This window comes from Wolinella succinogenes DSM 1740 (assembly GCF_000196135.1).
GTDB classification, from domain to species: Bacteria; Campylobacterota; Campylobacteria; order Campylobacterales; family Helicobacteraceae; genus Wolinella; species Wolinella succinogenes.
On sequence record NC_005090.1, the window covers coordinates 1,007,507 to 1,021,281 of the forward strand.

The window sequence follows — 13,775 nt, forward strand, 5'->3', positions numbered from 1 at the left end:
CATGAAATCCCATAAAACAGAAGGTTGAGTGATGTCGCTTAAATTGCAGATTGAACTGATACGTTTTGACTCCAAAATGGACTATCTTCCCTATAGCGCTAGGGTTGAAATCCTCTCCACTTCCCCCTCCAAGGAAGGCCTGGTAGAGCTTTATCACCACATTAAGATCAAGATTCCTGATTTTGGTTTTGAGGAGCGCGTTCCCTACTGCAAAATCAATGGTCGCATAGTGTATAAAAATGTAACTATTACCGAAATCATAGAGGGTTTTGGCTCCTCTATCACGCTTGAGCCCATCGCCCCCAAATGGGCGTTGAAGGATCTAATCATTGACAAAAATCCCTACGTCAAAGCCCTTTTTGCCGTGGATGAGATTCTGGACCTTTCTGAAGAGGATTTGGACTACTATCGTGCCATGTTGCCTTTTCGCTTTGCCTCCTCGCTAGCGTTGAGCGATGAAGAGTATTTGGGAGAGGCATTTTTCCTCTTTGTGGCGGAGATGGCAAGGCGCTATCCCAAGGAATCGACGCGACTCTTAGCCCTTCTCTCTGATCCTCAAAAAGGCGTGATGAAGGCGATCCCTCTCCGTGCTCGTCTTTTTCCTTTGGATGATTGGTTTGATGTTGAGATTGAAACACTCCAAAGAAAAATTCTTCAAGGCTATCCTCATCAAGAATCTCGCTGGAAAAACCTAAGAGAGTCGGTAGTGAAGAGCTTTGGTGCGGGAGGCAAGCGATGATAAAAGGGCAGAGATTTTTATTGATTGAGGGCGAAGGGAAGGCCTTTGCCCCTTTGGCGGTGAGCTCTAAGCGTCTTTTGGGGTCCCTTGGGTTGGAAATCATCAAGAGTTATGAGACGCACAGTGATGGAGGGTATTGGGGAAGAGTTGCCGATTTGGAGGGATTCTTGGAGATTTGGGCACTCCTCTTTTCTAAAGCCCAATCGCTAGGAGCGACTCCTTTGGCACTAGAAGAGGATTCTTATCTTAATGCACTCTATGCCTTCAAAATTTTGAGTGAAAATGGCTCTCTTTGTGACAAAATTGCCCATAAAGTCACCCAAAGAGGAGGGGAGTTTGCCTTGTGTGAACCTTTATATCTCCCCTCGATGCTTTTTGAAAGCGGGGTGATGGAGGGCAAAATTCAAAGTCGTTTTGAAGAGTTTAGAGCCGCATGGATTGGTTCGCCACGAGCCTGTGAGCTTCCCTCTAGTGCCAAGGGATGGATGATGGGATGGAAAAAACTCTTGGGGCTTGGGATTATGGAAGGCTTCTTCTCTTTTGAAGGATACGCACAGATGCTCTCTTTTGATCCAAAAGCGGCACTCGCGCAATCCGCACGCCTCTATTTTGAGGCTGTGGATTTGGGAATCGACTTTATTTTAACCACTTCGGCCTCACAATTTGGTATGATGGATGCTCAAAAGGGAGCGATTCTTAAAGCTTCCAAAAGGGATCGCTTGGAGACACCTTTGCTCTACCCCGCACAGCTTCTTTTGATGGCTTTGGGCGAGAGAGAGAGGAAGCATCTAGGAATCGACCTCCATCAGATCAAGGTGGAGATGGTCTAGAGGACCAAAAATAGGAGGACAGAGTTGAAGCATTTTATTCGTTTCTTTGTGTCGCTTTTGGTGGCCATGATCTGGTATCACCTGGGGGGAGGCATGGAGGTCGCGATCTTCTTTTTCCTCGCGCTTTGGGCAATCCTCTCGCTCAATCCTATTAAATTTCAAAACCCTAGACTCCGCGAGGAGTATATTGAGAAGCTCAAGCGTGCCAAGGAGCGCAAGCGAGAGCTTGAAGAGGCACGCTTGGTTGAGAAAAAACGCCTCAAGGATGACGGAATGGATAAAGAGGAGAAGATGCGGCTCGACTTTGAAAATCTCAAAAAGAAAACCCTCTACTAAGAGCAGGAGCTTTTCATGAAAAGTAGTGATTTTATCATCGTCCTCACCACCGCTCCCAAGAGGGAGGAGGCAGAGGCGTTAGCGGCCTATATAGTGAGTGAGCGTCTAGGGGCTTGTGTGCAGATCAAAGAGATAGAGAGCTTCTATCTTTGGCAAGATGAATTGGTCTCTTCAAAAGAGTTTGAGCTCTCCATTAAAACCCTCAAAAAACACTATAAAAAGATCAAAAAAGCCATCACTGAAATCTCAAGCTATGAGCTTCCTCAGATCATTGTCCTGCCCTCTCTTCAAGGGGAAAAAGAGTACCTTGGTTGGGTAAAGGAGGGACTCCGCTAGAGGAGGGGTTCGATCTCCTCTTTGTAGATTCTAAGAGCTTCTTTGGCCTTCTTGTATGAGGCGGTGGCGGGCTTAAGGATGAGCGAGGAGAGAGGGAGATTCTCTTTGAGGGTGCGTATTTTCTCTATGCACTCCTTGGGGGTGCCAATGATCGCCTGATCCAAGATCGCATTTTGATCAAAGAGCTCGGAGCGTAATCTCTCGTATGTGGTGTCTTGGATGATCTGCACAAAGGTTGGGTTATTCTCTTTGGCGGCGTTCATGCACTGAATAAAGATATCAATCGCCATCCGCGCTTCTTCCATCGCTTCCTCGTGACTTTCTGCAACAAAAAAGGCTCGCGTGAGCGCCAGCGTGAAAGGGGTCTCCTCTAAGGCGTTGGTGCGAAAATTCTCCTCTATGAAATGCAACTTCTCAAGCGAAGCACCCATTCCTGCTAGGATTCCATACCCTTCCTTGGCTGCCTCTATGATCGATTCTATGCTTTCAGAAGCGATGTAGGTGGGGATGAGGCGCTGTGGTTTGGGGCGTATGCTCACATTATTGATCTCAAAAAATTCTCCCTGAAAATAGACCTCCTCTTCATAGAGAAGTTTTTGAATGATTCGATTCGCCTCTAGCATGAGAGTTCGATTCTTGTCGGGATTGGCACCCATGGAGATATCAAAGATGGGGAAGGCTCCTTTGGCGATTCCAAAGAGGAACCGACCTTGACTAAGGAGCTCTAGAGTTGCGATGCTTTCGGCCATTTTGATGGGGTGGTAGTGGGCTAGAAGAATCGCGGCTGAACCGATAGAAATTTTGGAAGTGGAGGCAAGTGCATAGCTTAGAAGCGCAATGGGCGAAGGGCAGAGGCTGAAGTTATTAAAGTGGTGTTCCGTCAGCCAAGCCTCATCAAAGCCAAGCTTTTCAGCGTATTGAATAAACTCAATTTGCTCCTTTAGGGACTCTTGGTGGTCTTGATTCCAGTTCTCAAAGAGGCAGAAGATTCCGCTACGCATACTTCCTCCATTGATTAAAAGTTTATTATAAATTTATAAATAGAACATCTTAGCCTCTTTTGGCTGACATCAAGATAATAAAATTTTCTTGCAAATCATTTGCATTTGTAGTAGGATTCCTTCCCATGAAAAATGAAAAAGTTATAGCCATAATGAAGGCTAGGGGAATTAGAAACAGTATCATCAAAAGCAAGATGCTTGAAGTCTTCCTTGAAGAATCAACTCCAATTAATGCCAATCATTTGCATCAAAAAATCAGCTCGGAAATTCAGGTGGATCTGGCAAGTGTCTATCGAAATCTCCACCTCTTTAAAGAGAAAGGGATTCTTCGAGAGGTACTCGGAGGCTCTAACGAGAGCTATTTTGAGCTTGCCACGGGGGAGTTTCCTCTGCACCCTCACTTTTGGTGTCACCAATGCAAGCAGGTTTCCTGTCTCTCGCCCCTAAGTCTAGAAGAGACGCTCTGGCTCTCTTCTTTGGCTAAAAAGCAAAAGGTTCGCTCTATCGACCTCACCCTAAAAGGGGTTTGCGAGCGGTGCTTGCTGGAGCTAGAGAGAGGCTCATCTATTTAATCAACAAAGGAGAAATCATGATGAAAAAGTGGCTAATTGGATTTTGGTTAAGCGCGGGATTGGCGCTTTGGGCTTCGCCCAAGCCGATGGTTTTCGTGAGTATTGAGGCGCAAGAGTATTGGGTGAAAAAGATTGCGGGTGAGGGGGCGAGAGTAGAGAGTCTCATTAAAACAGGCATGAACGCCCACACCTACGAGCCAAAACCCTCCACAATGAAGAAGTTGGGAGAGGCTTCCTTGCTTCTTGGAATCGGGATTGATTATGAGGAGGCATGGTTTCCAAAGTTTCGACAACTCTATCCAAGCCTTAAAATCGTCGCGCTTGACGCAGGAATGGAGAAGATAGAGATGCAAGAGCATGAGCATCATGACCATGGGCATAAACACGATCACAAGCATGGCAAGCTTGATCCCCATGTCTGGCTCAGTGTTAAAAATGCTCAAATTGCCTCTAAGGTGATTCTAGAGAGTCTTGTGGAGGTGGATGGAGCGAATGCGGCAGAGTATCAGAGCAACTATGATCGCTTTGCCAAAGAGCTAGAGACCCTCGATCAAGAGCTTTCTTTAGAGTTGAAGGATCTTAAAGGGGCTCATTTTATGGTGTTTCATCCCACTTGGGGCTATTTCGCCAGGGATTATGGATTGGCGCAGGTGGCTATTGAGGTGGAAGGCAAAGAGCCCAAGCCCGCTCAGTTGAAAAACCTCATTAAAGAGGCCAAAGAGGAGGGGGTGAAGACGATTTTTGTCCAAAAAGGTTTTTCGCAAAAAGCCGCCGCTCAGCTAGCCAAAGAGATAGGAGCGGTGATTTTGGAAACAGATCCTTTGAGTGCAAAGTGGAGCGAGGGAATGCGCTCATTTGCCAAAGCCATCACCCAGGGGGAGGGTACCCCTAAGCCCTAAAGGGAGAATCGCGATAGCTCCTCTTTGAGTCGATGGGAGGAGCTATCTAGCGAATCGGCGACCTTTTGAATCTCTTTGGAACTCTCATCATTCTCTTTGGCAACGTTAGAGATGGCATGAAGAGAGCCCATCAAAACCTCCATCATCTTCTTGGCTTCCTTTTGAATCTGAACCGCTTTTTGAGAGAGATCTAGCGTGGCGTTTAGCTCTTCGTAATTTTGGGAGCTAAGGCTGACAAGCTCAGCCGTCTCTTTGGTCATGTCGCGCAACTCCTCTGTAAGAAGTGTCATCTCAGAGCTGTTGTCTTGAATGGATTGGGCAATAGTGTTAATCGTAATATCAATTTCATGCAGGCTCTTTTGGGTCTTCTCGGCGAGCTTTTTCACCTCCTCGGCGACCACTGCAAACCCTCGTCCATGTTCCCCAGCTCTTGCGGCTTCAATCGCAGCATTGAGCGCGAGAAGGTTGGTTTGATCGGCGATCTCGGAGATGATTCCCAGGACATTTTTGGTCTCTTTGGCTTGAAGAGTGAGGGTTTGCATCTTGCTTGAGAGTCCCTCTTGCCTGGCTTCGGTCTTCTCGATCTCATCAATCGCCCCTTGGAGCTTGGAGGCGAATGAACCTAGATTTTGCTGAGTTTTAAGCAGATCCCCAAGGGAAGATTCGACTCCTTGGGCGGCACTCTCAAGAGAGCCTTGGACATTTTGAGCAAGATCATCGGTGTGAAGAATCTGATCTAGTTGCCTAGAGATGGCCAAAGAGAGAGTCTGGCTCTCTTTGGAGAGGCTTTGGCTAGATCTTGCGCAGTCGTTGGAGACATGGGTCGATTTCTCTAAGGCTTCTACCATAGCGATGCGGAGTTGTTCGAGCGATTCGGACATTTGAGCGATCTCATCCCTGCCTTTGATGGTGAAGTTTTTTTGGAGATTAAGGGTGGCAGCGCTTTGGGAGATGAGGGCGCCTAGGCGTTTGAGGTTAAAGGTGATTTGGTGATTGAGCATGAACATTAAAATCGCGAAAAGCACGATTCCCCCAATGGAGCAGGCAACTTGAATATAGAGTCCGCGAGTGAGCTTCTGGGCGGTCGATTCTTCAATATTTTTGATCGATTCTTGGGCGAGTTGATTCATGAGTTTGAGACGATTCCCGATGTAGTTGTCTCCGATAATCCAATCATCAATGGCCTCAGCCGCCTCCTCTTTGCTGTCTTTGGCGTAGGCTTGCAGGAGTTTATTGAGGACTCCTTGATACTCCCTGTAAGATTGGATCGATTCTTCAAAAGGGGTGCGAATCTTCTCTTGCTGGAAAAAGGTGTTTCCCTTTCCATATTCAAAAAAAGCCTCTAGATTCTTCATGTGGAGCTCTAGGTTGAGCTTGGAGCTTTCACCAAAGTTGGTGTCAGTGAGATAGTCGGAGGCATCTTTGGAGATAAAAACAAAGGTGTCAACCGCTCTTTGGATATTGCTTTGAGGAATCACGGTATCATAATAGATTGTGTCCAATGCCTGAATACCATTCTTTCCATTGCTATACCCGACAAAGCCAATGAGTCCTAAAAGAAAAAGAGTGAAGAGGAGCATCCCCTTGAGTTTGAGATTGATAGACATGAATTTCCCCCAGGATTGAACGCTAGAATCGTTCTTTGAGTTATAATATGAGCTTATTAATTAATAAAAGATAAATAAAAATAATTGATTCACAAAAGGATAGAGGATGGATGAGCAGAGAGAAAGCCTAAAAATCGAGATTGAGGTGCTTTTAAATCGCTTAGGAGGCAAGGAGGTCATGATCGATTCAAAGATGATAGAGCTGTTCCCCACTGAAACACTTGAGGGGATATTGGAGGGTTTGAGAAAGAAAGCAGAGCAGATCAACGAGGACCATTTGGAGTGGCTCGTGGGGCTCGTTGATGGAGAGAAGAGGGGCTCTTAGAGCGTCACCTTCTCTTTTAAGACCCGAAGGATTGCCTCTGGATAGAGGCGATGCTCCAGCGAGTGGAGTCGCGCCTTGAACTCCTCAAAGCTCTCGCCCTCGATTTTGCCCACAGCCTCTTGGGCGATAAGATCACCACTATCGAGCTCCTCGCTCACATAATGGACGCTCACTCCCGCTACTTTCATGGGAGAGAGGTAGCTCTCTTGCATGGCGTTTCCTCCTTTAAAAAGAGGAAGGAGCGAGGGGTGGATATTGATCGCTCGTATTTGGCGAAGAAAAAGAGGAGAGAGAATCCTCATAAAACCTGCCAAAACCGTTAAATTGGGTCGATGAGCTAATATAGCCTGAGCTAGAGCCGCGTCAAAAGCCTCTCGACTCTCAAAGGCACGATGATCGATCACCTCGCAAGGGATGCCAAGCTCTTTGGAGCGCTCGATTCCTTTGGCGTTTGGATTGTTGGTGAGGGTGGCAACGACATGAACTTGAAATCCTTCAAACTCTTTCTTGTGGAGTGAACGAATGATCGCCTCCATGTTGCTCCCCTCTCCGCTAAAAAGAATAACGATTTTTTGGGTAAGAGACATTTAGATAAAGAGTTCCTTGTGGGTTTGGCGAAGATTTTCGATGATTTTAATCATGGCCTCTCTCCCATACTCCTCCTCATCGTCAAACTCATCCAAGGCACTCAAATAGGCATCCATGGCAGCTTCGATCTTATTCTCTTTGATGCCCGCAAAATGGAGAGCTACGCTTAGCATATCGGATAGCTCTAGCGCCATCTCTTCGGAGATGAAATCATCCTGCTCTAATTCAATTTTCTTTTTCATTGGGTTTTCTCCTTGATCATTTGTTCTATATTTTTTTTCACTTCATCATAGAGGAAGCTCTCTTTGAAACCTTCGATTCTTCCGCCAGCGGCATTTTTATGCCCCCCTCCGCCAAAGAGCTCAGCGCTTAGGCGACTCACATCACATCGGTGGTTAGCTCTGAGGCTCACTGAGCCTCTAGGGCCTACATCCATAAAGAAGTCAAATTCAGGGTGGGCGCGCAAAAAGGCATTGGCTAGCACTGAGACACTCCCCATGGAGTAGCTCAAAAACCCTTTATGCCCTCGATATTCTATCATGCAAGATTCCCTTTTGGTGCCAAGAAGGGTGACTTGGCGGAGCGAAGCGATATTATCGAGCGTCTCTTCATTGACCTTGCCTAAAAGTAGGCGTTTTTTCATCGCATGCATCGCATTGTCTAAGCGAATATGTCCCTTGGAATCAAAGAGATAACGCTTGGCCGCTTTGATCATGCCAAATTTATAGTCACGATGCTCCCTGTCAAACATATAGCGATTGAGCTCTTTGGTCTCCACCACCATACGCATAAGCACTTTACCCAGCTCAAAACAAGGCGATTCTTCTTTCCAAAGATCAATGGCGTTAACCACTTCAACAAACTCTCTCATCCATGGAGTATGAGCCTCTTTTTTGGCTTGTAAGCCGAAGCGCTCAAGGAGGGTTTCGTAGGTGATTTTGGTGGCGGATCGCTCATTATCTAGATAATACCATGGATATTTTTGGGCGCAATCGCTTCCGCTGATATGGTGGTCAAGAAGCAGAATCGTGACCTTTTTGTTCTCTTGGGCTAATTGAGCAGCACGCTCTTCCAAAAAGGCGCATTCAGTGAGGGTGAGATTGAGATCGGTGATGAGCCAAAGAATCTCTTTGGGGCGAGCCTCTTTGGTGCGCCTAGCGATCTCTTCAAGCTTTGCGCCCACCTCCTTGCCATAGTTAGCGTTATAGAAGTCGATCTTTTTAAAAAAATGCGAGGCAACAAATTGGCATCCATAACCATCTAGGTCAATGTGTGAGAGATGATGAACGTGCATGGGGCTCCTTAGAAGGGTATAGTGATGGTGCCAAGCACCTCAAATTTAGCGCTGGTATCGATCTCAGCATGGCTTAGGACGACCACATCCAGTCCAAACTGCTCCATCTTGTCGGCAAGAAATTTTCTTAAGAGAGGGTCTACAATGATGACCACGGGAACCACGCCTCGCTGAAGCACCCTTTGAACTTCGCCGCTCACTCCTTCAATGAGTGCATTGGTTTCATTGACACTCAATAGGAACTGTCGTCGCCCCTGCTGATCTTTAACTTTGTTAAGGAGGTGCTGTTCGGTTTGAGTGGAGAGGGTGAGGAGTTTTAGGATTCCATCTTCATTCTTAAAGACGGTGGTGATGACACGCGAAAGTCGGGCACGCACCTGCTCCACGATCACGTCGAGATTTCCACCCACTTGGGGGGCGACATCAGCGATAGTCTCTAGGATGGTGAGCATATCCTTGATGGGGATTCTCTCGTGTAGCAACGCTTTAAGCACTTGCTGGATGAGGCCTGTGTTGGCCGATTTTCTCGCATCTTCCACGATGATGGGGTAATCTTTGGCGAGCTTATCCATGAGCGCGTGCACCTCTTGGCGTGTGATGAGCTCCTCGGCATACTTTTTGACCAACTCGCTCATGTGCGTGGAGATGACGGTGGCGGGATCGACAACCGTATAACCCCTCATAATTGCCTCTTCTTTTTCCCTTGGATCAATCCAGATCGCATCGAGTCCAAAAGCAGGCTCTTTAGTGGGGGTGCCCTCGATCTCATCGGTTACAAGACCACTGTTCATCGCCAAGAATCGATCAGGGAGAACGCTTCCCTCGCCAATAGCGACCCCTTTGAGAAGAATCTCGTAGTGGCTAGGGGGAAGTTGAAGATTATCTCTAATCCTCACCTGAGGCATCAAAAAGCCATAGTCCGCCGCCATTTTGCGCCGCATTCCACGCACTCGCTCTAGGAGGTCGCCCCCTTGATTGCTATCGGCTAGCTTGATGAGCTGGTATCCTAGATCAAGCTCTAGAATCTCCACCTTTAATATCTCGCTCAGCGCCTCCTCTTCTTGCTTCTTGATCTCTTCGGGACTCTTTTTAGGCGGAGTGGCAGGGACTTGCCCTTCGCCCGCTTCACCTGGGGCTGCCCCCTCTTTAGCGGTTTTAGGTTTTTTGCTGGGGAGAGGTGCAGCGAGAGGTTCGCCTGCTTTTTTATTGATGAAGCGCTCCAATAGGTCAAACGCTCCCCCCTCTTCTTGACGCTTAATGAGGTAGGCCATCCCCACAAAAAGAAGCCCCACAAACCCAAGGGAGAGTGTGGGCAGGCCAGGAACCAAAGCAAACATCAGCAAGATTCCCCCCACAATGGTGAGAATCTTTGACTCACTCATGAGCTGGGTGATAATTCCCTCGGCAAAGTTACCCCCCTCGTCATTCTTGCTGGATCGAGTGACGATGATACCTGTGGCGGTTGAGATGATGAGTGCGGGGAGCTGGGAGACTAGACCATCGCCGATAGTGAGGATAGTGAAGGTGGTCGCGCTATTGGCCATGGTGAGATCATGCTGGAATACTCCAATCAAGAATCCGCCGATGATATTGATGAGCGTGATGATGATGCCCGCAACCGCATCCCCTTTGACAAACTTGCTTGCACCATCCATGGAGCCGTAGAAATCGGCCTCTTGAGCGAGCCCCTCGCGGCGTTTTTTGGCCTCTTTTTCATCAATAAGCCCCGCATTCATATCCGCATCAATAGCCATCTGCTTTCCAGGCATCGCATCAAGGGTGAATCGCGCCGCCACTTCAGCCACTCGCGTGGAGCCGTTGGTGACGACCATGAAGTTGATGATGACGAGAATCAAGAAGACGATGATTCCAATTACGTAGTTTCCGCCCACCACGAAATTTCCAAAGGAGCTGATGATATCACTCACAGCATCAGGGCCGTTGTGTCCTTCGCTTAGAATCATCCTCGTGGTCGAGACATTGAGCGCTAGACGGAAGAGGGTGACGATGAGAAGCAGGGTGGGAAAAGCGGTGAAGTCGGTGGGTTTAGCAATATAGAGCGAGATTAGGATGATAAGCACCGAAACGGCAATGGAGATCGTCAAGAAAAAATCTAGCAGTGCGCTAGGAAGCGGAACGATGATGATGGCAAGAATCGAGATGATAAAGACAACGACCGTGAGGTCTTTGGATTCAGAAATCGCTTTTAAAAAAGGCAGAGCCCTCTGCGCGAGCGTTTTTTCTTTGGTTTTTGCCACTCTTTTGTTCACCTGCTTGGAATCTAGACTCTGGAGCTCTCAATGAGATTCTTTAAGAAGTAAAGATTATACAAGACTTAATGTAAATTTTGGCTTTTCATCGGTAGAATGCCCCTCCCGAAAAGTTTCGGGAAAATCCCTAAAAACCAATCATGGAGGTCTATCATGGCTTTAGATTCGGCGATTAAACTAGAGATCATCTCAAAGTTTGCCCGAGGCGAAAAAGATACGGGTTCACCCGAAGTGCAAGTGGCGCTCCTTAGCCGCCGCATCTCTGATCTAACAGAGCATCTTAAAGTGAACGTGAAAGATCACGCTAGCCGACTTGGTTTGCTTAAGTTGGTCGCTCAAAGAAAACATCTTCTTAAATACCTCAAGAAAACCGATTACGCTAAATATAGCGAGCTTATCAGCACTCTAGGTATCCGAGACCGATAAACTCTTTCTCCAAAGAGGCATTTTCGCCTCTTTGGATTCTTCTCTTCTATCTTCCGTAAATCTTATAATAAACTTTAATTCTAATCTTGGTCTTTGTTTTGGGTCGAGGATAGTCTTTGTAGGCAACCTCAATGGTTTTGAGACTGTTTTTATCCAGCAAAGTGTAGCCCACCGAGCGGATAAGCCTAAGATCGCTAATGTCTCCATTGGGATGGAGATAGAACTCCACGGCATTGATTCCCTCTTGCCCCAATTGTCCTGCGATAGAGGGATATTTGAGATAGCGCTGCGTGATAGCGCCAATGGTGCGCAGATTGTCCTCCAGAAACTCCTGCTCCTCTTCGCCCAAGCCAAAAAACTCTTCTCCATAGAGCTCTTTGATGTCGCTATCTTTGAATTTTTTGCTCAAATCATAGGCGGTAGGGGCGGAGGGTTTGGAAGGGGCTTGGCTTTGGTTGCTCTCTTGGGCTGGATGAGGCTCGCTTTTGGCGGAGCTTGGAGCTGGCCTCTCTTGGGTAGCTTTGGGAAGAGGCTTTGGGGTGGGCATCGGTTTGGGTGCAGGCTCCTTCATGGGTGGCTTAGGATTCTCTTGATGCTCCTTTTCCTTTGAAGGAGGGGTTGGTTCTTGTGGAGCAGGCGCGGGCGCAGGAGGCATAGGGGGGGTGAGCTTCAGATTTTGCAAAGAGATTTTTTTCTCTTTTTGTTCACCCTGCTTGAGGGGCTCTTTGGGTGGAGTGGGCTTGGGCATATAAAAGAGCAGCCACAAGAGTAGAGCGTGTAGCAACAATGAGATGAAGAGGGCGATAAAGTTTCTTTGCATGGGTGGTTAAAGTGAGTCAGTAGCGGCTGGCTTTCTCTTTAAAATCCTCGAGTTTTCTATCTTCGCTATTGAGATAGTGCAAAAGGTGATCTCGTTTGCGCTCTAAGAGCCTCTCAAACGATTCTCCCTCCACATAATCTTCTTCAATCTCTTTAGAGGGGTGCGCTCCAATAGGGTAGCGATCAATAAGCGTATTCCCCGCGGCCCCAATGAGAATTAAGTAGCGATAGCCATGGCTTTCAATCGTGACGAAGCGATTCTTGATATCTAGGGGTTTTTGAGAGATGATCTCTATCTCCTCCTTGAGGGGCGTTTTGCTCTTAAAGAGCCATGATTGAGAGGGGAAAAGAGAGCCCTGAGAGCGTTTGGAGCTTGGTGAGAGCGTGCGCTTTCTCCAAAAAAGAAGCAGAGCAAGCGAGAGGATCAAAATTCCAATCATGGCGAGATATTGGTTATAACTAAAGGTTTCAACCCCCATGCCATCGAAGATTCCGCTCGCAGGGGGAGCGGAATCTTCGGAGTTGGTGGCAGGGGTTTTGGCTAGGGCAAGGGCGTTGCTCTCTCTTTTGGGGGAGTTGGAGGGTTTGATTCCCTCCATCTCTTTAATGCGAATCCTTAGCCCAAAGCCATTAGCGGCCTTGGAGGCGGTGATGGCAGGAATCTTGGGACCAATCACCATCAAATAGAGGTCACCCCCTTGACCAAAGATTTTGACCTCTTCAATCCCCATGGCGTCCACACGCTCTTCTAAAACTCCCTCAAAGACAGTATTTTTCAAAACGACCGTGCGATAACCAGCGCCATCTTTTTGAGAAATGGTCTCATTGAAACTCTGCTCAAAAGTGAAGAGCACATCCACCCGATCGGTACGTTTGAAAATCTCGATATCTTTAATAATTCCTCCCGCTAAAAGCGAAGAGGAGAGGGTGAGCCAAAGAGCCAAAAGAGAGCCAAAAGAGGGGTATTTCACGCCTTCTCCCGCGTCAAATAATAGACAATAGCGTTAGAATCAAGAATCTCATTGATACGAATCGCGAGATTCTTCTCATAAACCATCACTTCGCCTTTGCCGATGATTCTTCCATTCACAAAGGTCTCCACGCTCTCTCCTGCGGGCTTTTGCAAGTCAATAATAGAGCCTTTTTCAAATTTTAAAATCTCCGCTAAGGTGATCTTGGTCGCTCCTAGCTCTGCGGTGAAGATCACTTCCATGTCCAATAGGCCTGAGTAGTTTCTAATCACCTCTTCAAGGTAGTTGGAGAGCTCTTGCTGTCGGGGGTTGATAAGGTTGGGGGTTTCAAAGATGAATTCGTTATCCACGCACGGCTCCTATGTAGAGACTGCAAAAAGAGTAGCTTGTCTTGAAGTGGAGCGAAGCCTCGCTCTTGGGTTCAAATTTGCCTATTTTGAGGAATTGCGGCGTAGAGATGGTGAAATCTTTCCCCTCGTCGGAGGCGATGACCTTGGCCACACCCACCACCAAGTTGGAGAGCTCATTGGCCAGATCAATAAGGGTCGCTTCATCAGGCTCTTTTTCACCCAAAAGGCGATTGGCGAGGGCTTGCAAAAGAAGAGGGCGGATGATGAGAAAAACGGGAATTCGCTCTCCGCTAGATAGAATCTCAATAGAGGAGATAAAGCCATTTTTCATCATTCGCTTGGCTTTTTTGGGAGTCTCCTCCAGCATCTCTTGGATCGACTTGATGAATGCTTTTTCAAGAACCTCGATCAT

Annotated in this window: 18 protein-coding genes; 8 read left to right on the forward strand and 10 right to left on the reverse strand. The window is 47.4% G+C overall.

Features of this window, described 5'->3' with window-relative positions; genetic code table 11:
* Positions 1-31 precede the first annotated feature (31 nt).
* Genes WS_RS05000 through cutA form a run of 4 tightly spaced genes read left to right on the forward strand, consistent with a single transcriptional unit; the run spans position 32 to position 2,241 of the window.
* The gene (locus WS_RS05000; protein WP_041571779.1) at positions 32-739 is read left to right on the forward strand and encodes a DUF5644 domain-containing protein; all 708 of its coding nucleotides are present in this window, start codon (positions 32-34) and stop codon (positions 737-739) included.
* Positions 736-1,569 carry an HdrB C-terminal domain-containing protein gene (locus tag WS_RS05005; protein ID WP_011138934.1) on the forward strand — a complete coding sequence of 278 codons (834 nt, stop codon included), beginning with the start codon at positions 736-738 and terminating at the stop codon, positions 1,567-1,569. Before WS_RS05000 ends, WS_RS05005 begins: the two co-directional genes overlap by 4 nt.
* Positions 1,570-1,593: 24 nt before the next feature.
* Positions 1,594-1,905, forward strand: coding sequence for a hypothetical protein (locus WS_RS05010; protein ID WP_011138935.1), 312 nt, complete (start codon positions 1,594-1,596; stop codon positions 1,903-1,905).
* Between the two features lie 15 nt (positions 1,906-1,920).
* A complete protein-coding gene (gene cutA, locus WS_RS05015) occupies positions 1,921-2,241 on the forward strand; it encodes a divalent-cation tolerance protein CutA (RefSeq protein WP_011138936.1) in 321 nt (106 codons plus the stop codon).
* Here cutA and WS_RS05020 read toward each other — a convergent pair.
* The gene (locus WS_RS05020) at positions 2,238-3,242 is read right to left on the reverse strand and encodes an LLM class flavin-dependent oxidoreductase (RefSeq protein WP_011138937.1); all 1,005 of its coding nucleotides are present in this window, start codon (positions 3,240-3,242) and stop codon (positions 2,238-2,240) included. The genes cutA and WS_RS05020 overlap by 4 nt on opposite strands.
* Before the next feature lie 125 nt (positions 3,243-3,367).
* On the opposite strand from WS_RS05020, the gene WS_RS05025 reads away from it, so the two are divergent.
* On the forward strand, positions 3,368-3,814 hold the full coding sequence (locus tag WS_RS05025) for a Fur family transcriptional regulator (protein WP_011138938.1): 447 nt from the start codon (positions 3,368-3,370) through the stop codon (positions 3,812-3,814).
* A gap of 20 nt (positions 3,815-3,834) precedes the next feature.
* Positions 3,835-4,713, forward strand: a complete 879-nt coding sequence (locus WS_RS05030; RefSeq protein ID WP_041572115.1) for a metal ABC transporter solute-binding protein, Zn/Mn family — start codon at positions 3,835-3,837, stop codon at positions 4,711-4,713.
* On the opposite strand, the gene WS_RS11225 is transcribed toward WS_RS05030, so the two are convergent.
* Positions 4,710-6,320, reverse strand: a complete 1,611-nt coding sequence (locus WS_RS11225) for a methyl-accepting chemotaxis protein (protein WP_011138940.1) — start codon at positions 6,318-6,320, stop codon at positions 4,710-4,712. The two genes, WS_RS05030 and WS_RS11225, sit on opposite strands and share 4 nt — an antisense overlap.
* Positions 6,321-6,426: 106 nt before the next feature.
* On the opposite strand from WS_RS11225, the gene WS_RS05040 reads away from it, so the two are divergent.
* Positions 6,427-6,645 carry a hypothetical protein gene (locus WS_RS05040; protein WP_011138941.1) on the forward strand — a complete coding sequence of 73 codons (219 nt, stop codon included), beginning with the start codon at positions 6,427-6,429 and terminating at the stop codon, positions 6,643-6,645.
* Here WS_RS05040 and purN read toward each other — a convergent pair.
* The 4 genes from purN to flhA are packed head-to-tail and all read right to left on the reverse strand — an operon-like array spanning position 6,642 to position 10,785.
* Positions 6,642-7,232 carry a phosphoribosylglycinamide formyltransferase gene (gene purN / locus WS_RS05045; RefSeq protein ID WP_011138942.1) on the reverse strand — a complete coding sequence of 197 codons (591 nt, stop codon included), beginning with the start codon at positions 7,230-7,232 and terminating at the stop codon, positions 6,642-6,644. The genes WS_RS05040 and purN overlap by 4 nt on opposite strands.
* On the reverse strand, positions 7,233-7,475 hold the full coding sequence (locus WS_RS05050) for a hypothetical protein (RefSeq protein ID WP_011138943.1): 243 nt from the start codon (positions 7,473-7,475) through the stop codon (positions 7,233-7,235). It abuts the gene before it with no gap.
* The gene (locus tag WS_RS05055) at positions 7,472-8,527 is read right to left on the reverse strand and encodes a DHH family phosphoesterase (RefSeq protein ID WP_011138944.1); all 1,056 of its coding nucleotides are present in this window, start codon (positions 8,525-8,527) and stop codon (positions 7,472-7,474) included. Before WS_RS05055 ends, WS_RS05050 begins: the two co-directional genes overlap by 4 nt.
* 8 nt (positions 8,528-8,535) lie before the next feature.
* Positions 8,536-10,785 carry a flagellar biosynthesis protein FlhA gene (gene flhA, locus WS_RS05060; protein WP_011138945.1) on the reverse strand — a complete coding sequence of 750 codons (2,250 nt, stop codon included), beginning with the start codon at positions 10,783-10,785 and terminating at the stop codon, positions 8,536-8,538.
* A 165-nt stretch (positions 10,786-10,950) separates the two neighbouring features.
* Between flhA and rpsO the strand changes: the two genes are divergently transcribed.
* The gene (gene rpsO, locus WS_RS05065; RefSeq protein WP_011138946.1) at positions 10,951-11,223 is read left to right on the forward strand and encodes a 30S ribosomal protein S15; all 273 of its coding nucleotides are present in this window, start codon (positions 10,951-10,953) and stop codon (positions 11,221-11,223) included.
* Positions 11,224-11,269: 46 nt separating this feature from the next.
* Here rpsO and WS_RS05070 read toward each other — a convergent pair whose 3' ends face one another.
* From WS_RS05070 to WS_RS05085, 4 genes are read right to left on the reverse strand one after another with little or no spacing between them, the layout of a single operon-like run.
* Complete coding sequence (locus tag WS_RS05070; RefSeq protein ID WP_041571780.1) at positions 11,270-12,043, reverse strand: energy transducer TonB; 774 nt, start codon at positions 12,041-12,043, stop codon at positions 11,270-11,272.
* Between the two features lie 16 nt (positions 12,044-12,059).
* The gene (locus WS_RS05075) at positions 12,060-13,013 is read right to left on the reverse strand and encodes a hypothetical protein (protein ID WP_011138948.1); all 954 of its coding nucleotides are present in this window, start codon (positions 13,011-13,013) and stop codon (positions 12,060-12,062) included.
* A complete protein-coding gene (fliN, locus tag WS_RS05080; RefSeq protein ID WP_011138949.1) occupies positions 13,010-13,363 on the reverse strand; it encodes a flagellar motor switch protein FliN in 354 nt (117 codons plus the stop codon). Before fliN ends, WS_RS05075 begins: the two co-directional genes overlap by 4 nt.
* Entirely contained in the window at positions 13,356-13,775 is a 420-nt protein-coding gene (locus WS_RS05085) for a chemotaxis protein CheX (protein WP_011138950.1), read from the reverse strand. The genes fliN and WS_RS05085 overlap by 8 nt, the downstream gene beginning before the upstream one ends.